Source organism: Microcoleus sp. B4-D4, assembly GCF_036705185.1.
Lineage (GTDB): Bacteria > Cyanobacteriota > Cyanobacteriia > Cyanobacteriales > Microcoleaceae > Microcoleus.
The window spans coordinates 1-22,126 of sequence record NZ_JAUBTX010000023.1 but is presented as its reverse complement, the minus strand read 5'-3'; the positions used below and the strand labels follow the sequence as shown (position 1 = coordinate 22,126).

12 protein-coding genes are annotated in these 22,126 nt (G+C 46.5%); 7 read left to right on the top strand and 5 right to left on the bottom strand.

The window, feature by feature from the left end; genetic code table 11:
* The 3 genes from QUB13_RS17490 to QUB13_RS17480 all read right to left on the bottom strand — a co-directional run.
* On the bottom strand, positions 1-1,205 hold a 1,205-nt coding region (locus QUB13_RS17490), incomplete at its 3' end, for a calcium-binding protein (protein WP_333382876.1).
* A gap of 207 nt (positions 1,206-1,412) precedes the next feature.
* Positions 1,413-6,905: a trifunctional serine/threonine-protein kinase/ATP-binding protein/sensor histidine kinase gene (locus QUB13_RS17485; RefSeq protein ID WP_333382874.1), complete on the bottom strand. Its 5,493-nt coding sequence runs from the start codon at positions 6,903-6,905 to the stop codon at positions 1,413-1,415.
* Positions 6,906-6,985: 80 nt separating this feature from the next.
* Entirely contained in the window at positions 6,986-12,838 is a 5,853-nt protein-coding gene (locus tag QUB13_RS17480; RefSeq protein WP_333382872.1) for a trifunctional serine/threonine-protein kinase/ATP-binding protein/sensor histidine kinase, read from the bottom strand.
* A gap of 669 nt (positions 12,839-13,507) precedes the next feature.
* Between QUB13_RS17480 and QUB13_RS17475 the strand changes: the two genes are divergently transcribed.
* Positions 13,508-16,039, top strand: coding sequence for a vWA domain-containing protein (locus QUB13_RS17475; RefSeq protein WP_333382870.1), 2,532 nt, complete (start codon positions 13,508-13,510; stop codon positions 16,037-16,039).
* A 185-nt stretch (positions 16,040-16,224) separates the two neighbouring features.
* Here QUB13_RS17475 and QUB13_RS17470 read toward each other — a convergent pair whose 3' ends face one another.
* Positions 16,225-16,704, bottom strand: a complete 480-nt coding sequence (locus tag QUB13_RS17470) for a GNAT family N-acetyltransferase (RefSeq protein WP_333382868.1) — start codon at positions 16,702-16,704, stop codon at positions 16,225-16,227.
* 104 nt (positions 16,705-16,808) lie between these two features.
* Complete coding sequence (locus tag QUB13_RS17465; protein ID WP_333382866.1) at positions 16,809-17,774, bottom strand: AraC family transcriptional regulator; 966 nt, start codon at positions 17,772-17,774, stop codon at positions 16,809-16,811.
* Positions 17,775-17,978: 204 nt separating this feature from the next.
* Between QUB13_RS17465 and QUB13_RS17460 the strand changes: the two genes are divergently transcribed.
* The 6 genes from QUB13_RS17460 (at position 17,979) to QUB13_RS17435 (ending at position 22,077) form a co-directional block, all read left to right on the top strand.
* Entirely contained in the window at positions 17,979-18,386 is a 408-nt protein-coding gene (locus QUB13_RS17460; RefSeq protein ID WP_333382864.1) for a (R)-mandelonitrile lyase, read from the top strand.
* 47 nt (positions 18,387-18,433) lie between these two features.
* Positions 18,434-18,925, top strand: a complete 492-nt coding sequence (locus tag QUB13_RS17455) for a cyclophilin-like fold protein (protein WP_333382862.1) — start codon at positions 18,434-18,436, stop codon at positions 18,923-18,925.
* A gap of 5 nt (positions 18,926-18,930) precedes the next feature.
* Positions 18,931-19,692 carry an SDR family oxidoreductase gene (locus QUB13_RS17450; RefSeq protein WP_333382860.1) on the top strand — a complete coding sequence of 254 codons (762 nt, stop codon included), beginning with the start codon at positions 18,931-18,933 and terminating at the stop codon, positions 19,690-19,692.
* 325 nt (positions 19,693-20,017) lie between these two features.
* Positions 20,018-21,079: an NAD(P)-dependent alcohol dehydrogenase gene (locus tag QUB13_RS17445; protein ID WP_333382859.1), complete on the top strand. Its 1,062-nt coding sequence runs from the start codon at positions 20,018-20,020 to the stop codon at positions 21,077-21,079.
* A gap of 71 nt (positions 21,080-21,150) precedes the next feature.
* Positions 21,151-21,765, top strand: a complete 615-nt coding sequence (locus QUB13_RS17440) for a TMEM175 family protein (protein ID WP_333382857.1) — start codon at positions 21,151-21,153, stop codon at positions 21,763-21,765.
* Positions 21,766-21,849: 84 nt separating this feature from the next.
* Entirely contained in the window at positions 21,850-22,077 is a 228-nt protein-coding gene (locus QUB13_RS17435; protein WP_333382855.1) for an aldo/keto reductase, read from the top strand.
* Positions 22,078-22,126: the final 49 nt, after the last annotated feature.

Sequence of the window (22,126 nt, the reverse complement as noted above, 5' to 3'; positions counted from 1 at the left end):
GTCGGAGTCGTCGCCGGAGTCGGAGTTGTCGCCGGAGTCGGAGTCGTCTCCGAAGTCGGCCTGGGGCTAAACGTCCCGCTCACAGAGATAAAATCATTGGCATCAATCAGCGCCGATGGAGTGTCAACCAAAATTGCTAACAGCTTGCCGTCAATCGTAATTACAGTATCTCGGAGATTTGCGCCGTTACCTTGGCTCACTTGCAGTTGACTGAAAGATAAACTGCTCGGCAGTCCAAAGAAATCCTCTGCCTCATTGTAATCAGTAATTAAAACCAAACTTCCAGGGCCCGCTCCCAATCCAAAAACATCGCTGCCGCTGCCGCCAGTCAGAGTATCCGAACCCTCACCTCCGATCAGAGAATCATTACCCTCTGCCCCAAATAAATTGTCATTGCCGAAACTGCCCAAAATTGTATCGTCACCGAGACCTCCGGCCAAGGAATCATCGCCAAAACCGCCGTCTAGAACATCATTACCTTTGCCACCGAATACGAAGTCGTTGCCTTCATCTCCCATTACCGAGTCATCGCCTAAATCGCCGCGAAGCGTATCGGAACCGCTGCCGCCAAAAACCGTATCGTCAGCCTTCCCCCCGAATATTTGGTCGTTGCCGGAGTCACCGAAGAGCGAATCGTTGCCGTCATTGCCGTACAAAGTATCATCGCCGTCGGCACCGAGGAAATAGTCGTTGCCGTCACCGCCAAAAAGTTGATCTCCGCCGCTACCGCCGTTGAGAGAATCATTCCCCGAATCTCCGTAGAGAAAATCTTCATCAGCATTCCCGAACACCGAATCGTCGCCGTCACCCCCCACCAAGCTGTCATTGCCAGTACCGCCGGCAATCACATCAAAGCCCGCGTTGCCGCGAATCACGTCGTCGCCGGCATCTCCGAATACAGTGTCTAACCCGTCGTTGCCTTCGAGGACGTCGTTGCCCAAACCGCCGAGAATTGAGTCGTCGCCGTTTCCGCCTAAAGCAAAATCGCGGCCTTGGTTGCCAATGAGTTCGTCATTTCCTTCGCCCCCAAACAGCGAATCTCCTCCGTCGCCTCCGAGCAGTTGGTCGTTGCCGGCGTCCCCCTCTAGGGTGTCATCTCCTCCCGCACCCAGGAGCGTGTCATCGCCATCTAAAGCGCGAATTCGATCGCCCTGCGGAGTGCCTAGAATAAAGTCGTTGCTGTCTGTGCCGATCAGGTTTGCCATAGGGGATACACCGCTCCTCAATACAATAAATTGTTTTAAATTATGTCAATCGCCTTCATGACAAGGCATTGCTGCTTGCCTACGTTAGCATAATTGAGATTTTGGCAATCTGGCGAAGGAGCGGGAGATGGGTGCGAGTGTCTTGATGGGCGATCGACAAATAGGTTCGTAGTGCGGACTTTATTCCGCGCTACGAAACTAATTTTATTAAATGACGAAGGGCTGCAATTTTTGTTCGCTAATAGGTAAAACTATCACAAATTCAGTTCCCTCTCCCTGATGGGAATTCACCTCAATTATGCCGCCGTGGGTTTCGACTACAATTTGACGCGCGATCGCCAATCCTAACCCCGTACCTTTTCCTACTGCCTTCGTTGTGAACAGATGGTCAAAAATCCGCTGTTTCACGGCTTCTGTCATGCCCGCACCGTTATCGGCAATCTGAACTTTGATGTGCCGATCGTCCAAAATACTGGTACTAACCGCGATTTTGTTGGGATTTGCTTCGATTTCCGCAAAACTGCGTCCTTGGTTTGATTCTTCTAGGGCATCGATCGCATTTGCGAGCAAGTTCATAAATACTTGGTTTAGTTGACCGGGAAAGCATTCGATTTGGGGGAGATTGCCGTAGTCTGTGACGACTTCAATCGCGGGACGGTGTTCGTTAGCTTTCAGCCGGTGTTTCAAAATTAAGATCGTGCTCTCAATCCCTTCATGGACATTAAAAGCAACTTTGTAGTCTTTATCGGCTCTGGAGAAGGTGCGGAGGCTGGTGCTAATGCCGCAAATGCGATCGCATCCCACTTTCATCGACAACAGCATCTTTGGCAAATCTTCTAAGGCATACTCTAAATCAATATCCTCAGCATTTTCTTCGATTTCCTCGCCGGGATTGGGCAGTTTTTCTTGATATAATTTTAAGTGACCAATCACATCTTTGATCGTGGTTGTTGCTTCCTCAATATTGCCGTTAATAAAGCCGACAGGATTATTAATTTCGTGGGCAACTCCCGCTACTAAATTGCCCAAGGCGGACATTTTTTCGCTTTGCACGATTTGTAACTGTGCTTGCTGCAAATCGAGGAGCGATCGCTCTAATTCTTGTGCATAAACTTGAGATTGTTGGTACAAGCGGGCATTTTCTAGAGAGATAGCCGCTTGGGCGCACAAAAGTTGGATGACTTCAGTGCGATCTTCTGTAAATGCACCAATTGTCAAGTTATTTTCTAGATATAGCAAGCCAATTAATTTACCCTGATTTAAAATTGGCGCGCACAGCACACTTTTGGGCTTTTTCTGCATCAAATACGGATCGGCAATAAAATCGCTTTGTACTGCTGCATTATCCAAAACTACAGTTTTCCAAGTCCGCTTAACATAGTTGACCACAGCAGCGGGAACCTCGTCGCTGGCTGACAGCGGTACAGATATTGAGATGACATCTTGATGGAAGGAGGCCACAGCTTCGATCGCGAGATTCCCATCCTTAAGCAACAGGAGAACTGCTTTTTTTGCCCCGGCATTTTCCATCACCACACACATCAGTGCAGCTAGCAATTTTTCTAATTTAATTTCACTCGATAAAGTTTGGGAGGCTTTGAGAATTGTCGCGAAATCGAGGGCTTCGGAAATACTGCTACTGCTAGATAGAGTTGTGTGCCAGGTTTGATGTAAAACTGACGATTTATTGATTGTGTGGCTGCGGGTTTCGCTGATTCCAAAACGATTTTCTATTGCCTGCAATATGGGAGCAAGAAGTTGGGGATAGCGTTTTTCTAAGTCATCAATTTTGGCTTTCGCACCCCAGCGAGCATAACAGTAGTAGGCTTCTTGCATATAAGCTTGCGCCACTTTTTCTTTGCCCCAGTCGAGGTAGAATTTAGCTGCTAGTTCGTTAGCGAGAGCTTCTTCTTGGATGTATTCGTTTTCTTTCGCTCCAGAAATGGCGCGATCGTACATTTCAATAGCTTCTGCCCTCTGTCTGGCAACTCGGTATTTCTCTGCTTCTACCAACTGCCACTTATGCAAATAATTCATGGGGGCGTGTTCTGCCCAATGCTGCAACTTCCTTTGATTTTCCTGAACTCGTTGCAACGAAGTTTCTAACTCCGTCTCGGACTCAGGAGTAGCAAGGGCTATGAGTGAGTCATAGAAATATAAACCAGCTTCGGAAGCAGTTCCTACGCTTCCCGCTATAGACTGTCTTGCTCGATCGACATCTAAGTCGGCCCCAGCAATGTCTCCAAGCAGGAATCTCAACGTCACCCTGTACAGATAGAAGATGCAGAGTCGGTACAAATCGTTAGTAGCAAGCGACTGAGAAACCAGCTTCTCCTCATAGCCTTCCTGTTCAAAGGAAATCTCAAACTTGTTTGGATTACCCAATAAAAACAGCGTTGTTTCCCAATAAATCGAACAATAATTTGCCGTCATTAGTTGGTTGAGGTCGAGTAATTGCTGACGGTATGCCCGAATTTGGGGCTCAAGTTCTGCCAAAGGTTGACCGCACCAGTAGGAATTTAGACAAAATCCATGCCCATTATGCCCGACAAACTCTAGATTGCCTGTTTCTAATCCGGCTTGATAGCCTGCCTGAAGAATGGGGAGGGTCTCCCGCAAATGCGATTTGCGATGGTACAACAAGACTGCGATCGCAGCAAAAGTTGCAGAGCGAATATTTTTGGCATCCGTGCTACTGCCAAGACGATAAGCTAATCGGCAAAATTGATCGGCTACCGTCAAATCTTGTAGAAAGTTGTTGAGAATAATCCCATAACAACTATAGCTATAAGCTGAAGTACGACTGTTGCCATATTGGATAGATAAATTTACCTGTAAGGCAGTCACCAGGGCAAACAAAGACGAACCGACTGCATAACAAGCTGACGCCATAGTTGCCGCCACTTGCATCGCGACCAGCTTTTGGGCATCCACCATCGCTGGCAGATCGAATAACTCTTCAATCGGTCGATCGCCGATCGAGCTATTAATTTCCTGCACTGCTTGCTGAATATCTTCTGATGTAGGGCTATCGGGCAATTCAACTCCTAATTCTTTCAGACTCAACAAACCGATAGCAATTGCTTCTAAAAACTTGTTCTGGGACGTTAATGCCTGAATTTTGACGATGTAAACGCTCACTCGCTCTAGGGGAGTGCTGGTATGATGAATCACAGTGTCAATCCACCGATCCATCTGGTCAAATTCCCCACAAAGTGAAGCCACTTCTGCTGCTATGTCGTGCAAGTTCAAGGTCATCTCGTACTGTCGTTGCCAAGCGCTCTCTCCAAGCAAATTTAGCCCGATCTCAGCATACTGACGAGCAGCTTGATAAGCAGTAGCGCCTCTGGCTTTGCGGCAAGCCGTGAGGTTTAGTTGCGCCAATTCAGATCGTTCTGTTTGGTCTTCAATCAGCGCAATACCATAATTCAACTGATTGACGACTGAAAAAATTTGCTCTTCTATAGCTGCGGGTGAAATTTGCTGGATCAGCAATTGTCCAATCTGATAGTGAAGGCGCGATCGCTCTTGTTCGGGAATTAAAGAATAGGCAGCTTGCTGAACGCGATCGTGCAAAAACTTGTAATTCACCACCTCCGAATTGTCGGTCTCCTCCCGTCTTTCTCGCCCCATATAAAACTTGTAGACTTCACTTTCAGGCAGGATTAACCCCTCTTGCAAAGCCTTCCACAAATCCGCCGCCGTTTCCGTTTCCAATTGCTGGGAGACAACTGCCAAAGTCCCCAAATCAAACTGATTCCCAACACAAGCAGCCAACTTCAACACATTTTGAGTCCCTGGCGGCAATTTTTGCAACTGCAACGCCATAAACTCGACCACATCATCCGTCAGCGCTGCCTCCCGAACTCGCACAATATCGCACTGCCAATAACCAGCAACCCGGTCAAACTCAATCAGCCCATCCTGATGCAGTGCTTTGAGAAACTGCGTTGCAAAAAAGGGATTTCCTTGGGTTTTTTGTGCCGCCAAATCAGCCAAAGGTCTTGCCCAAGATCGATCGCAATTGAGCGTATCAGCAACCAAATGATTTAGACTTTCTGAACTCAACGGTTCCAGCGTCAGAGTATTCACCGTCGCCCCAGCTTTTGCCATTGCATCCAGTGTCAGCATCAACGGATGTGCTGCAAATACTTCATTATCTCGGTAGGCACCAATTACTAATAAATAGCCAGTTGCTGACTCGGCAACCAGCAGTTGCATTAACCGCAGCGAGGCGGAATCAGCCCACTGCAAGTCATCCAAAAACATCACCAGGGGATGTTCTGGTTTGGTGAACACGCGAATAAAATTTTGAAACAGCAAATCAAACCGATTTTGTGCCGCCGTTCCTGATAATTCTAGTGCGGCTGGTTGTGGGCCAATAATTCTTTCTAGTTCGGGAATTACTTCAATAATGACTTGTCCGTTATCGCCCACTGCTTGCAATATTTGAGTTTGCCAATTTTTCAACTGCTGGTCACTGGCGCTCAACAATTGTCCCATTAAATCTCGAAATGCTTGGACAAAAGCTGAGAAAGGAATGTTGCGGTTAAATTGGTCGAATTTGCCTTTGATGAAATAGCCGCGCTGGCGGGCAATTGGTTTGTGAACTTCATTGACAATTGCAGTTTTGCCAATCCCAGAAAAACCCGCAACTAACATTAACTCACAGCCTCCACCCTTTTCTGATGCCTGCTGGGAAAAACCTGATACTCGATCGAATGCTGCCAGTAATTCGGCCACTTCGGTTTCGCGACCGTAGAGTTTTTCTGGTATAATGAAGCGATAGCCCACATCCCTCTGCGCGATCGTAAAACTCTCTATCCTACCGTTTTCTTCAAGTTGCTTCAAACAAAATTCTAAATCGAATTTCAGTCCCAACGCACTCTGATAGCGGTCTTCGGCATTCTTTGCCATTAATTTGCTGACAATCTCCGAGAGTACCGGCGGGATTTCGGGATTGATTTCATGCAGTGATGGCGGTTGCTTGGCAATATGGCAGTGTACCAATTCCATCGCATCGTTGGATTGAAACGGCAATTGTCCCGCCAGCAATCCGTAAAAAGTCACGCCCAAAGAGTAAAAGTCTGTCCGGTAGTCAATCCCCCGATTCATCCTTCCCGTTTGTTCGGGAGACAAATAGCCGAGTGTCCCTTCCAGCACGTTAGGATTCATCAGGGTTTGAGTTTCCCTTGGCAGCAAAGATGCAATACTAAAGTCAATGAGTTTGACTTGTTTTGTTTGCGGATTAATTAAAATATTCGCTGGTTTAATGTCTTTGTGAATTATCCGGTGGCGGTAGAGTATATCTAATGTATTGCTCAGGTCGATCGCCATTTGCAAAAAATCGCTTAAATCGGGTGGAGTTTCCCCTTGTTCCACCCATTGTTTTAGAGATATTCCACCGAAGTTTTCCATTACCAGCGCATAGCTATTTTGGTAGGCTTCCAAGCTGTAGGTTTGGATGATTTCGGGCAAATTGAGGTTTTTGGCAATAGTATATTGATTGCGAAATTGCACGAGTTCGCTGAAACTTGGATACTGATTTTTCAGCAGTTTAATAACCACAGGTAATTGGTCATGGATACGGATGGCTTGATAAACTAAGGTGCGATTTCCGTCATAAATTGTTTGGATAATTTGATAGTTTAAAATTTGACTGGTTGTGTTTGTTTTGTGGTTTCTGTGGGAGTTGTTCATGGCTATTGTTGATGTAAAGTTAGTGTGTGGTTTCTTAATAAGTCTGAATATCTGGAAAAAAATTAACTGTTGCGCTCTACTTAAGTTGGTAAGCTGATGATAAATTCTGTTCCCGCTCCCGGTGTTGAATTGACGTGAATTGAACCGCCGTGTTTATCCACCACGATTTGACGCGCGATCGCCAATCCTAACCCAGTGCCTTTTCCTACGGCTTTTGTTGTGAACAAATGGTCAAAAATCCGCTGTTTTAGTTCTTCTCTCATTCCCGCACCGTTATCAGTAATAGTAATTGTAACAAAATTATTTTTGATGGAGGTTGTAATGGCAATGCAGTTAGGATTCGCCTGAATTTCGGCAAAACTCCGACCTGTATTTGATTCGTCCAACGCATCGATCGCATTAGCCATAATATTCATAAACACCTGATTTAATTGTCCGGGGAAGCATTCGATCGCCGGAATATTCCCGTAGTTAGTGACAACTTCAATCGCTGGACGAGTATCATTGGCCTTGAGGCGATGGCGTAAAATCAAGATCGTGCTATCAATCCCTTCGTGGAGCTTGAACTTTTGTTTGTGGTCGCTATCGGCACGGGAGAAAGTGCGGAGACTCTTGCTGATCGACGTGATGCGATCGCCTCCATCTTTCATTGCTCTAATTAATTTGGGTAAATCAGAGCGTAAATATTCTAGGTCAATTGTCTCTAATTCCTCTTCAATTTCAGTCCCTGGTTGAGGGAATTTATCGTTGTAGAGGTCAATTAGCCCAAATAGGTCATTGATGGAATCTTGGACAGCACCAACGTTGCCAATAATGCAGCCGATGGGATTGTTTATTTCGTGGGCAACTCCGGCGATTAAGTTACCTAGGGCAGACATTTTTTCACTTTGGATAATTTGGAGTTGGGCTTGCTGCAACTCATTTAAGGCATTTTCTAAGGCAAGGGATTTCTGCTCTAAGGCAATTTCTGCAGTTTTACGATCGGTAATATCATCTGCCAGTGAAGCAACTCCTATTAACTCGCCATCCGCATTCATAAGTGGATTGTTATACCAAACACAAATAATCGTTTTACCATCCTTTGTCAAATTATCATTAATACTGTAATTGCCACCCTGCTGCGATATAATATTGACGCTCACTCCCTCTAGTTGTGCTTTAATCGCTTCAGGAACGATAAATGTGAAGTGATGCCCCAAAGCCTCCTGCTTGGTATAGCCAAAGATTCGTTCTGCTGCTGGGTTCCAGTCAGTAGCGATAAAATTGATATCCCACTCTATGACGGCTACTGGAGTTTGCTCAACTAATAGCTGGAGTCGTTGCTGGGATGCTTGCAACCGAGATTGTGATGCACTCAACCGATCGAGCGATCGCTCTAATTGTTGAGCATAGGCCTGAGATTGTTGGTACAAGCGGGCATTTTCGAGTGAAATCGCCGCTTGGGCGCACAACAGTTGGATGACTTGAGTACGTTCTTCAGTAAATGCCGCAATTGTCAAGTTATTTTCTAAATACAGCAACCCGATTAATTGACCCTGATTTAAAATCGGCGCACACAGCAAGCTTTTGGGCTTTGTTTTCATCAAATACGGGTCTGCCGTAAAATCGCTTCGTGCTGCTGCATTATCCAAAACCACAGTTGTCAAAGTGCGCTTGACATAGTTGACTGCAGCAGCGGGAACCTCTGCGTTGGCTGAGAGCGGCACAGACATTGAGATAACATTTTTCTTGATAGAGGCGACAGCTTCGACTGCGAGATTCCCCTCCTTCAGCAACAGTAGAACTGCTTTTGTGGCTCCGGCATTTTCGAGCAACACAGACATCAGTGCCGCTTGCAATTTGTCTAATTCTATTTCACTTGATAGAGCTTGGGATGCTTTGAAAATAGTCTCAAAATCAAGGGCTGCGGATATACTGCTGGTAGATTGAGTTGTTTGGAAGGTTTGATGTAAAACTGAGGATTTATTAATGGTTTTTCGCCTGGTTTCGCCGATCGCAGAACGGTTTTGTTTTGCCTGCAATATGGGAACAAGAAGCTGGGGATAGCGTTCTTCTAAGTCATCTATTTTAGCTTTTGCCCCCCATTTTGCATAACAGTAGTAGGCTTCTTGCATATAAGCAGAGGCCACTTTTTCTTTACCCCAGTTGAGGTAGAATTTGGCTGAGAGTTCATTGCTGAGTGCTTCATCTTGAATAAACTTGTTTTCTTTGGCACTTGTAATAGCGCGATCGTAAGCTTCAATGGCATCAATTTTCTTTCCCAGTACCCGATATTTTTCTGCTTCTACCAGTTCCCAACGATGCTGATGATTGGTGGGAGCCATTGTTGCCCAATGGTGCAATTTATCTTGATGTTGTTGCACTTGGAGAAGAATTGACGATTGTTCTTCTGGAGATGCGTCGGCATACTGAGTTAATTGAATTAGCGCATCAAAAAAGGAGTAGAGCGGAACCATGAACATCGCCACACAACCATCAAGGTATTGGCCCGTTCGGATGGAGGTTTGGGTTGCCTTCTCATCCTGTCCAAAGAGATAATAAAGAATGGCTTGGTTAATGTACCACATTAACAATGCGGAGCGTTGATTGGCTGCTTGAAGTTCAGAGAGCGATTTTTCCTGATTAAAAATTGCCCCAGTCAGGAGATAAGGAATCTCAGCCTGCCCCAATAAATTAAGTACAGTTTGGTGATAAATATCCTGATAGTATAAAGAATCTGCGTGTTTGTATTGATGAATGGTTTGACGATAGGCATCCATTGTCTGGGCAAGTTCGACTAATTCCTGCGCCGCATAATAAGCGGAAAAACAGTATGATGTAGCACTTAGGCAAACGCTCTCAATATCTCCGGTTTCTATCCCACTGCGGTAGGCTTCTTGCAAGGCAGGAACGATTTCAGAGAGGGTAATTTTCCAATGTTTGATGTAGGTATGAACCACATACCAGCTTCGGCATTTGAAGGGCGTCAGTTGCAGTCGATCCAGGAGGCTTAATGCCAGTTCACCAAACTCATAACCATTTTCGATATCGTCAATAATGCCACACAGAATTATGCCATAATCACCGTAAGCAAATACAGAAATGGGACAGTTGCCAAATTGGATGGATAATTCAACTTGCTTGAAAATCAGCAATGGCATTAAGTTAGGAGCAGCCATATAGGCAGCAGACACCAAAGCCGTCAAGATTTCCATCGCCGCCAAAAGTTGAGGATCGCTCATGGTGGATAAATCTATTAAACTGTGAGGTGCCTTGTCAGCCCACAGCTCGCGCGTCACCCCAAAGGCTTGTCCGATATCCGCCGGGGTAGGTTGTTCTGGAAATTCAATTCCCAGGGAGCGTAACACCTGTAACCCAATCTGAATTGAATCCAGAAGATTTCCTTGTGCTTTAGTTCCCAAAATCCGGGTTTGCTGAACATCGATCGTATCTAGCAACGTTTTAGCTTGTTGCAACACCACGCTCACCCACCGTTCCATCTGCTCAAAATCGGTGTTGAGATAGCTCGCCTCGGCAATTTCTTCATGCAGTGCCAGCATCAGGGGATAGCGATTTTCCCATGCAGTTTCTGGCAAAAGCTCTATCCCTGTTGCTAAATAGTCGATCGCCCCTCCATAGGCGGTGGCAGTTTTAGCTTTTCGTCCTGCTGCTAGATTTAACTGGGCCAGATTTTCCCGCTCATGAGGTGTCGTAATTAAGGCAATGCCGACATTCAAATGATTAACAATTTCAAAGAGCCGCTCTTCCCGTTCACTGGTGGAAGAATCGCGTAACAATAGCTGCCCCATTGACAGGTGGGTTGCTTGCTTGCGCTCTTCAGCAATCAGAGAGTAAGCAGCTTGTTGGACGCGATCGTGGAGGAATTTATAATTGACAATCTGCGAATCTTGCTCCTTGTCGTGAATTGACTGTCCCACATAAAACTTATAAACTTCACTTTGGGGCAGAATTAATTCTTGCTGCAAAGCTTTCCATAGAGATGTTGCCACCTCTGTTTGTGGCTGCTCAGAGACGAGCGCCAATGTATTTAAATCAAACTGATTCCCAATACAAGCAGCTAACTTCAAAATATCCTGAGTTATTTCAGGTAACTTTTGCAACTGCAACGCCATAAACTCCAGTACATCATCCGTCAGTGCTGCATCTGTCACTCTCACAAGATCGCACTGCCAATATCCAGCAGATAGGTCAAACTCAATCAGTCCATCCTGATGCAGTGCTTTGAGAAACTGGGTCGCAAAAAATGGATTTCCTTGGGTTTTCTGAACCACCAAATCCGTCAAGAGTCTGGCTATATCTGGAGTACAGTTTAGCGTATCAGCAACCAAATGATTGAGACTTTCTGAACTCAATGGTTCCAGAGTAATAGTATTCACAGTCGCCCCAGCTTTGACCACTGCATCCAGTGTCAGCATTAGCGGATGCGCTGGCGATACTTCATTATCTCGGTAAGCACCAATTACTAATAAATACCCACTTTCCGATTCGGACATTAGCAGTTGCATTAACTGTAGCGATGCGGAATCTGCCCACTGCAAGTCATCCAAAAATATCACAAGGGGATGTTCGGGTTTTGTGAACACTTGAATAAAGTTTTGGAACAGCAAATTAAACCGATTTTTGGCCCCATTTCCCGACAATTCGACTGCGGGTGGTTGTTGCCCAATAATTTTTTCGATTTCGGGAATTACTTCAATAATAACTTGCCCGCTATCGCCCAGTGCTTGCAATATTTTAGTTTGCCATTTTTCTAACTTCTCGTCACTTTCGCTGAGCAATTGTCCCATTAAATCTCGAAACGCTTGCACAAAAGCTAAGAAGGGAATATTGCGGTTAAATTGGTCAAATTTGCCTTTGATGAAATAACCCCGTTGCCGCACAATGGGTTTGTGGACTTCGTTAACTACAACTGTTTTTCCAATCCCGGAAAAACCAGCTACTAGCATCATTTCAGTTGTACCACTACTGATGCGCTCAAATGCTTCGAGTAGGGTTTCTACTTCGGTTTCTCTGCCGTAGAGTTTTTCGGGTATGATAAACCGATCGCACACATCCCTCTGGGCGATCGCAAAACCTTGTATTTTCCCACTTTCTTCTAGTTGACGCAAACACAATTCTAAGTCAAATTTCAACCCCAAAGCACTCTGATAGCGGTCTTCGGCATTTTTCGCCATCAATTTGCTAACAATCTCCGAGAATACCAGCGGGATTTGAGGATTGATTTCATGTAGTGATGGCGGTTGCTTGGCAATATGACAGTGTACCAATTCCATCGCATCGTGGGATGGAAACGGTAATTGTCCCGCCAACAATTCGTAAAAAGTCACGCCCAAAGAATAGAAATCAGTACGGTAGTCAATGCCGCGATTCATCCTTCCCGTTTGTTCTGGTGACAAGTAGCCGAGTGTCCCTTCGAGCACGTTAGGATTGATCGGCGTTTGAGTTTCCCTTGGCAGCAAAGATGCAATACTAAAGTCAATCAGCTTGACTTGTTTGGTTTGGGGATTAATTAAAATATTGGCGGGTTTAATATCTTTGTGAATTATCCGGTGACGTCCGAGTATATATAAAATGTTGCTGATGTCGATCGCCATTTGCAAAAAATCGCTTAAATCGGGTGGAGTTTCCCCTTGTTCCACCCATTGTTTTAGAGAGATTCCACCGAAGTTTTCCATTACCAGCGCATAGCTGTTTTGGTAGGCTTCCAAGCTGTAGGTTTGGATAATTCCGGGCAAATTGAGATTTTTGGCAATAGTATATTGATTGCGAAATTGTACAATTTCGCTGAAGCTTGGATACTCGCTATGCAACACTTTGATGGCGACGGGCCGTTTGTCGCACAAGCGAATTCCGCGATAAACTAGGGTGCGAGTGCCCGCATAAATGCGATCGAGCGTTTGATAACCTGTCAATGTAAAATTTAGAATAGCCATACTTTTTGTAATCATTTACTCATGTTTGGGTTATTTCTAGTTTAACAGAAGCAAATATAGTTCCTACCTTAGTGATTATTAAGTATAATTAATTCGACAAAAATGGTTCGTTGTTTGTGATTTATATCACTGAAACGAGGAAATTATTAAACTAAAAAAATATTTAATTAAAGATTCAAGAGCCTCATCCAGATTGGAATTATGTAGCATAGCTTTGCGGTACCAGGCGGCCGATAATCAATCCGATTGGTACCCATCCGATTAAATTGAGATCAAGTTTGAGCAGTGGATTGTTTAAATTGAGCATGGTTGATTAAATATTTTAGGACTTGCGCGGGCGGTCAGAAACCGGTTTTTTTATGAAAATATTTCTTTTTAACCGCAGATTAGGTAAAAAATCGGGTTTCTTTGGTCTTAATGCGCGAACTCTATTTACTACACTCCTCAACACACATCTACTATTTTGGGCTACCTTTGCTAAATTTGTAGGGTGCGTCAGGGGCAGAATATTTTGACTGTCTACTCAAAAATTTCGTTTTTGACGCACTCTACAATCATGAAATATTAATGCTTCTTCACCCTAGCAGATAATTTTCGATTCAGGCCTTGACACCGACAAAAGGGCGTGTCAAGATAGTGTTGAAGAATCAATCAACACGGGTGAGAACGATGGCACGGCAAGCAAAACAATCATCTCAGGTCAAAAGTTCCAGCAGCCAAGCAGCCTCCAATACTCGCACCAAATTTACCCTCTACAATTTTGCCGGAAACGAAAAAGCATTTTATTTAGTCGATCGCACAAATCTCGAAAGAACACCAGGCGATATCCCAGAAAAATCCGTCGCCCACAGCATCATCATTATCGATCGCTCCGGCTCAATGTATTATGACTTAAAGCCACTGAAAGAAACCCTAATCAAGCTTTTGACCTTAGACGAATACAACAATTACCAGCTAATAATCAGCTTAATTTCCTATGCTGATAATGGGGATGTAATTTGTCACTTCCAGCGAATTCCGATTCAAGAAGTGATGAAGTTTGACTCTCAATATATCAAAGCAATTCAAAAAATACACACCGCTGGCTGTACCTGCATATCGCAGTCGATGGAGCTCGCTAAATCTCTGGTAAAAGCGGGAGAAGTGACAGCAATTAATTTGCACACAGACGGTTATGCAAATGACCCAAGTGCTAATTCCGAAGCTGCAAAAATTGGGAAAATTTGCGAAGAACTCAAAGACATGGATGTGTTTGCAAATACCATATCCTATGCCTCTGCCGACTTCAAACTGCTCTCCAAAATTGCCAACACCTTATCGGGAAATTGCATCCGCGCTGGCGAAGTGAAAATGGTTTATGATGCTCTTTACGACAGCACTAAACTGTTAGGCGGTTCCGTTGCGCCACCGCTAGAAGAACCGTTAATTAAGGAATACGATTATCAAGTTTTTGTTTCTAAAAGCGGCAAGAAAATCAGCGGTTCATCGAGTACGCTGAAAATTTGCGGGCTGAAAGCAGACGATATGGGAATGTTTTACAAATATCAAAAAGTCGCCAAAGAAGAGTATGACAAAGTAGATGTTCCCGTTGCTCAAACTGATGATTCGGTGTTTGCTTTTGCGAAAGCTAACCTCGCTGACGGCAATTTAAATACGGCGAAGTATGCGCTGGCGAGCACCTTCGACGCGACTTTGACGGAAAAACACGCGAAAGCTTTGACAAACGCCCAAATAGCGGAGTTTACAGAAGATTTGGAACAGGCTGTTTTTGCGCCTGATGTGTTGCAAAATCATCAAATTGGCGATCGGGTAAAAGTCAGCGATAAAATTTCCCTGCTGGAGTTAATCAAGATATTGGAGGAAAACAGCAACAGCATCATCATCAACTTGAAACACTTGCAAGAAAATTATCAGCGAAAAGGTTTGAAGCGAATTGAAGGAAAGCGAGACGAAAACGGCAACCTTGTCAAGCCTTGGCTGAAAACTGAATTCTTAGATGGTGGCGAATACGTGCAAATGGGTTCATTTGGCATCAATCAAAATACCGCTACCATCAATATGCTGATTACCCGAAAAGCTAAGCTGGTAAAAGTTGAGGATGAAACTTTAATCGCAGAAGTGGCGGGAATTCTAGTTACAGACCTCAATACTTTCAACAATTATACCGTTGTTAGCGACGGCGAAGTTAATATTAAGTCGCTGCGAACCAAAATCAGCAGCAAACCAGTGTTTGATTTGCTCAACAAATGCGGTGTCCTTGAAAAAGACGGTTCGCCCGTGCAAGAATTTGACTTCCGTTCAGAGTACGATATAAAGTTAGAAACTTTGCCACTCGTGCCTTTTGACGGGCGTTACGGCAGCCTTGACGGAGTGTTTGAGGAACTCGCAGAAATCAAAATTCTCTCTAGCATTCTCTCGGCTCATTTGAAGGAAGAATCCGAGGCTTACACTGCGGAACAATTGGAAGAATTGAAACAGCATTATCTGTCTAAAAGCCTTTACATCAACTTTCCGACGACGACGGAATACACAGATTTAAAAAGTGCGATCGCCAACGGTTCAGTAGATTCGCGAGTCAGCTACAAAATCGACATCGGCAGCAAAAACATCCTCAACTTCGGCAAATTGCACTCTGCCAACAAATTTCTCGATCGCCTTTACGAAGTTTACCACAAAAACACGGGCGAAAAGCTAGCAAAACCGACATTTGACATCACGTTAGATGAGCCTGTTGTCTTCGCACACAAAACGCTGTCATCCCGAACAAAAATCACAAAAGTTGACGACTTGATGAAACTGATTTTCGATGAGTTTTTGGGGTTGGAGGATAACGGAATTGTTAGCGCTACTTTAGCCAAAGTGGGTGCAGATAGTTTGCTGCGCCTTTTGCAAGCGAAATGGCAGGAAGAAGATGTCAAGCGAGACGAGTTTATAGCGGCTTTAGCTAGTGCGAATGAGCAACTAGAAGCTTATGCTGAAAAAGTGTACAGGGAAAAAGTTTCACCGCTGGTTTTCTATATCGGTTCTACCGGACTTATCCCGGATGAAATGGAGGCAAAAGCGGCGACTGCTGAGGAAATTAATTCTAAATACGGCAACTTGCAATTTTCTAAAGATGAGCAAGAGGGGATGTTTTTTGAAGTGGGAGACTGCATTATTAGCGTGTATGCTAAGAATGAGTATTTCACGGTAGGGAAGTAGGAATTAGGGTGGGCATTATTTGCCCACCTTGGTTAAATATGGTTGATTGAAATTAACAGCAAAGGCGCAGCGGTGGCGACTAGGAAATAGGTAGATGGGACAAGTGTTAGGTTGCCAAGACGAAAGGAACGATCGCAAATCTTCTATGATGGGAGTAGAACAAGAGTTTGAGTGTGTGCAATTGCTTAGCTTTTAGCTTTATGCCAAGTCATCACTAGATACTTAAGATCGTGTTCAATCTCATCACCAGTAGATAAAAACTCGTGTTTATTATAGAAAGCAACCGCTATTTTATTCTCCTCATAGACTGGTAACTCAATTGGAGATTTGCAGTTTTGTTTAACCTGCTTCATCAATTTAGTTCCGCAGCCTTTGCGTTTATAATCTTTCAAAATATATAAAAGATTTAATATTGTCTTATCCTTATACTCACGAGCAAAGGCAAATCCAATTACTACATCACCATCCACTATAACCCATGCTTTAATAGACCATTTTCCATATTTATCTTCACCTTTGCCATTCAATAAATTCTTTTCGACAGCATCTAGTTCTTTCTGTAAAGCATCATCAGGCACCAAGCCTAGTAATTTTTCTTCTGTTTTAAATATGTCTAAAACTTGATTAAGATGAGATTTATTATACTTTCTGATTTGTCCAACCATAGTTGATTTGTTCCCAAAATACAGTGAGCGCAATAAATGCCTAATGTTTTAGCGATTTCTGGCCTGATTAGGGCATCTTGAGGAGATCGTATTGAACTAGCAATTTACCTAGCAGCTTCTCGCAGCCGCTCCACATCGCGCATCGGTGGTATACCAAAGAGCCGCTTGTACTCTCGGTTGAAGTGCGAGGAATCGTCATAACCCACACGGTAGGCAGCACTGGTAGCGTCAAGGTTCTCCCCCAGCATCAGACGGCGAGCCTCTTGGAGTCGCAGTTGCTTCTGAAACTGTAGAGGACTCATTGCAGTGACAGACTTGAAGTGATGGTGAAAGCCTGAGACGCTCATTCCCAGCTCTCTTGCGATGTTTTCAATCCGAAGCGGCTGGTTAAAGTCTTTACGAAGTCGATCGACTGCTCTAGCAATTTGGTGAGTGCAGCCACCCAAAACTGCAATATGACGCAGCCGACCACCTTGCTCTCCCATCAGCAGTCGGTAAATGATTTCCCGCTTAATCAGTGGTGCCAGAACATTTGCTTCAGCAGGGGAATCTAGAAGCCTGATGAGCCGTACCACAGCGTCCAACAGATTTGCATCCAACGGACTTACATCGATCGCTTTCACATCAGTACGGCTGCGCGATGAGGGATGCCCTGCCTCAAGCATGACTGAGCCAACGAGGTTGGGATCGAGATCGAGGCGAAGGCTAAGGTACGGTTGCGCCTTTGATGCTTCCAGAATTTGGCTGACAATCGGTAGTTCGATCGTCCCCAGCAGATAATTCATCGGGTCGTACTGATAGCGATCGCACCCCAGAAGAACTTCTTTGCTGCCCTGAGCGATCGCACAAAAGGCAGGGACAGAGACACTATGAACGCATTCCGAAGGCGAGGAGGAGCGGTTGAAGTGTAATCCTTTGAGCGGCTCGATCGTCCCATCATGACGAATCGCCTGTGCAATCCGCTCAGTTAGTTCGTCTCGGTTGGCTTGCGCTCTGTCTGCCTCGCGCGTTGTCTGGGGGGTGTTCATAAAAGCGATCGCGGACGTTTCAATCGTTTTTGAAACATTCATGTTTAGGTTTGCAGGATTGTACAACGATCTTAGACGATCGTTCTATTGCTTGCCCTCCAAAATGCCTAAGATGAAGCTAAAGCAAGGAAAAATGATTTCGGCTTCTTGTAAGCATTCTGGATTTTTATTTAAGCGAAAACGCCGTTTCCATTGGGTAGCGATGCGCCAGCCACCGAAACGGCATCCAGTAAAGGAATTTGAAAAATGGACATTGATATCAAACACAGTGGCTCTCAGCCTTCCGCCAAAGGATCGAATGAGTATTTTACCGGCACTGTCCGCGTTGACCCCCTGTTTCAAGCACCCGATCCAGCACGCACATCTGGTGCCAGCGTGACGTTTGAGCCTGGTGCTCGAACTGCATGGCACACCCACCCATTGGGACAGACCCTGATCGTCACGGCTGGGTCTGGCTGGGTGCAGCAATGGGGCGAACCAATTCAGGACATCAGACCGGGTGATGTGGTCTCGATTCCACCGGGACAAAAACATTGGCATGGAGCCACCGCCACAACAGCCATGACCCATATCGCCATTCAAGAACAGCTCGATGGCAAGCCTGTGGACTGGCTGGAACAGGTCAGCGACGAGCAGTACGAAGGAAAATCTTAATGCTCTTGAGATGGTTTTCCATCAAGGGGAAAAACTGCCCGCAGAGAATGCTGATTTTGGTTCTCGTCCTAGTGATGTCCCTGAGTTACTCAGCCTGCCGTGCCGACAACAGTATGACTAGCGGTGCTTCGTTGAAGCTGCCAACTGAAATATCAACCAAGCAGGCAAACAGTATGCAGATAAACATCAAGGTCAAAGACAAAGTTGTTACAGCCACTTTGAGCGACAGCAAAACCACTCAGGATTTTATTTCCCTGCTGCCATTAACGCTGACGTTAGAAGATTACGCGAGAACCGAAAAAATCAGTAATCTGCCAAAAAGATTATCTACAGAAGATGCACCCCCAGGCAGCGATCCTGCTGTTGGAGATATTGCTTATTACGCTCCCTGGGGGAATTTGGCGATATATTATCGAGATTTTGGATACTCAAACGGACTCATTATCCTGGGAAAAACAGATGGTGGCATCGAGGCATTTAATATGCCTGGTTCTGTAGAAGTGACAATCGAGCTTGTTCAATCGCAATCAAGAGGGTGAAAATAATGACGAGAAACTACACAGGAAAAGTTGCGTTTGTGACTGGAGCTGCAAACGGCATTGGTCGAGCTACGGCGCTGGCGTTTGCCCGTGAGGGCGCTCATGTGGTGGTCGCTGACATTTCAGAACAGGGCAATCAAGAGACGGCACACATGATTGAAGAACTTGGCGGGCAGGCGATCGCCGTCAAGTGTGACGTGACGCGAACCGAGGACGTGAAGGCGGCTCTTTCTAAGACAATCGAGACCTTTGGGCGACTGGACTTTGCCTTCAACAACGCTGGTGTGGAACAGAAGAATGCAGCAACAGCGGAAATCGAAGAGGAAGAGTGGGATCGGATTGTAGACATCAACCTGCGCGGCGTTTTTCTGTGCATGAAGTATGAAATCCCGCTGATGCTCAAGCAAGGCGGTGGCGCGATCGTGAACACCTCATCGGGTGCCGGGGTCATAGGCATCAAGGGCGGAGCCGCATACACCGCCGCAAAGCACGCCGTGATCGGACTCACCAAGTCGGCGGCTCTCGACTACGCCTCGCAGAACATTCGCGTCAACGCCGTTGCCCCCGGTTACATTGACACACCGATGATGGTTCGCTTCACTGGTGGCACTTCTGAAGGAAAGGAGAAGGTAATCGCGGAGGAGCCAATTGGACGCATGGGTCAGCCCGAAGAGATTGCCAATGCCGTCCTCTGGCTGTGTTCGGACGGGGCTGCCTTCGTCGTCGGACACACCTTAGTCGTCGATGGCGGTCAAACGGTGCAGTGAGGTTCGTCGCCAACCCGATCGAACTCTAAACGCACGACAACAAAGCATTGTCGCGATCGCCACCTTCACCGCCAACGGCGATGACTCATATCGCTACTCAGGAGGTACTCGACGGCAAACCCGTGGACTGGATGGAAAAGGTCAGCGACGAACAATAAGTAGGTAAACAAAATTAATTGCCGACTGAGTTGACTTGAAACCCTTGATACGTCTAAAGAGTAACAAAGTCGGATGTGTAATTAATTTTGTGTAGGTACTTACCAGGACAGATTCAAGACCGAGTAGAAGTAAACCAGCTTATCTTCCAGATTGGAGCATCAATATTATGTACAACGCCAAAGCTTATTCCGCAGCCAGTGCGACCGCACCGCTCGCTTCCGACACGATCGCACGGCGCGAGCCAACCGATCGCGATGTTCAGATCGAAATCCTCTTCTGCGGCATCTGCCACTCAGACATCCATTCGGTGCGTAACGAGTGGAGCAGCGTCATGCCTACTGTCTACCCGATCGTCCCCGGTCACGAGATGGTCGGTCGCGTCACCAAAGTCGGCTCGGCAGTTACCAGGTATAAGCCCGGCGATATCGCAGCGGTCGGCTGTATGGTCGATTCGGATGGAACCTGCCCCCAGTGTAAAGCTGGCTTTGAGCAGTTCTGCCCTTCCCTGACCCTCACCTACAACTCCCCGGACAAGCACAAGACCGCTCCTGTCACCTACGGCGGCTATTCCAACAGCATCGTCGTCGATGAAAGCTTCGTTCTGCGCGTTCCCGCCAACCTCGATCTCGCTGGAGTCGCGCCGCTTCTCTGCGCCGGGATTACAACATACTCGCCCCTGCGGCACTGGGGCGTTACCAAGGGCAAGAAGGTCGGCGTAGTCGGTCTCGGCGGGCTGGGCCACATGGGCGTGAAGTTTGCCCGTGCGTTCGGTGCCCATGTCGTAGTATTTACCACCTCGCCCGACAAGAAGGAAGACGCACTCCGCCTCGGAGCCGATGAAGTGGTCATCTCCCGCAATGCCGACGAGATGCAGAAACACGCTGGCAGCTTCGATTTCATCCTCGATACCGTCTCCGCCAAGCACGACATCAACGCCTATCTCAACCTGCTCCGCCTCGACGGCAACATCACCCTGGTCGGCGCACCGGAGAAGCCCCTTGAAGTCTCGGCATTTAGCCTCATCATGGCCCGCCGCAGTCTCTCCGGCTCAAACATCGGCGGCATCGCCGAAACCCAGGAGATGCTCGACTTTTGCGGCGAGCATAACATCACTGCCGATGTCGAAGTCATCCCCATCCAGAAGGTCAACGAAGCCTACGAGCGACTGCTCAAGTCTGATGTGAAATATCGCTTCTGTATCGATATGGCATCCCTGAAATCTGCATAACTGCGATCGCATCTCGAAGGAGTCATCATGCAGAAGCGCATTGGCAATCGTTACTTGCAGAGGAGGTGAGCATGGAGACCAATCGGTTGGAGGCATTCAGCGACGGTGTTTTTGCGATCGCGATCACCCTTCTGGTGCTCGAAATCAAAGTGCCACCACCCGGTACGGCGCTCGGGGCGGAACTCCTTCAGCTCTGGCCGTCCTACCTTGCCTACGTGGTGAGCTTCCTGGTGATCGGCGCAATCTGGATCAACCACCACGCCATGTTCAAACACATCGTCTGCGTGGACGGAATGCTGTTGCTGCTTAACGTCCTCCACCTGATGCTCATTGCCTTCTTGCCGTTCCCAACCGCCGTACTCGCCGAAGCGTTCCACCGGGGAATGGACGAGTCGGTTGCCGCCGCCTTCTACGGTGGAATCCTGACTGTAATTGGTATCTTCGTCAATGCCATGTGGCGGTATGCGGCTCGCGGGTATCGGCTGCTCGACACCCACCTTACGGTGAAAAAGATACGGCAGATCGAACGGCAGTTCCTTGTCGGGCCGATCGTTTACGCGATCGCCACCGCGATCGCGCTGGTCTTACCTTGGCTGGCAGTGCTGCTTTTCATCCTCCTCAACCTCTTCTATCTCTGGTCTCGCTGGGGCAATAAGACTGCCCCGTCTCCCATTGATCCACAGTGAGCAGCGATCGCAGCGAAGGCGGCTGACAATGGCGGGAGCGATCGACGGCGAACAATATCAGTTCCACATCAAAGGAGAAAAACAATGCAAAAGCGCAAACTTGGAAATAGTGATTTAGAAGTCTCGGCGATCGGGCTGGGCTGCATGGGTATGAGCTTTTCCTACGGCCCGCCTAAAGACATACAGGAGATGACCGCTCTTCTGCGGGCTGCCGTCGATCGCGGCATTACATTCTTTGACACCGCCGAGGTCTACGGCCCCTTTACAAACGAAGAGCTGGTGGGTAGGCTGTGTACTTTGTGGTATTTTTGAGAACAAAAGTTCATACAGTTTTAGTGTCCCAACTAATCCGAAAACAAAG

Coding starts and splice junctions, on each gene's coding strand:
- QUB13_RS17470 (WP_333382868.1), bottom strand. CDS start 16,704: ATGGTTGGACAAATCAGAAAGTATAATAAATCTCATCTTAATCAAGTT.
- QUB13_RS17480 (WP_333382872.1), bottom strand. CDS start 12,838: ATGGCTATTCTAAATTTTACATTGACAGGTTATCAAACGCTCGATCGC.
- QUB13_RS17440 (WP_333382857.1), top strand. CDS start 21,151: ATGGAGACCAATCGGTTGGAGGCATTCAGCGACGGTGTTTTTGCGATC.
- QUB13_RS17450 (WP_333382860.1), top strand. CDS start 18,931: ATGACGAGAAACTACACAGGAAAAGTTGCGTTTGTGACTGGAGCTGCA.
- QUB13_RS17455 (WP_333382862.1), top strand. CDS start 18,434: ATGCTGATTTTGGTTCTCGTCCTAGTGATGTCCCTGAGTTACTCAGCC.
- QUB13_RS17465 (WP_333382866.1), bottom strand. CDS start 17,774: ATGAATGTTTCAAAAACGATTGAAACGTCCGCGATCGCTTTTATGAAC.
- QUB13_RS17475 (WP_333382870.1), top strand. CDS start 13,508: ATGGCACGGCAAGCAAAACAATCATCTCAGGTCAAAAGTTCCAGCAGC.
- QUB13_RS17460 (WP_333382864.1), top strand. CDS start 17,979: ATGGACATTGATATCAAACACAGTGGCTCTCAGCCTTCCGCCAAAGGA.
- QUB13_RS17485 (WP_333382874.1), bottom strand. CDS start 6,905: ATGAACAACTCCCACAGAAACCACAAAACAAACACAACCAGTCAAATT.
- QUB13_RS17435 (WP_333382855.1), top strand. CDS start 21,850: ATGCAAAAGCGCAAACTTGGAAATAGTGATTTAGAAGTCTCGGCGATC.
- QUB13_RS17445 (WP_333382859.1), top strand. CDS start 20,018: ATGTACAACGCCAAAGCTTATTCCGCAGCCAGTGCGACCGCACCGCTC.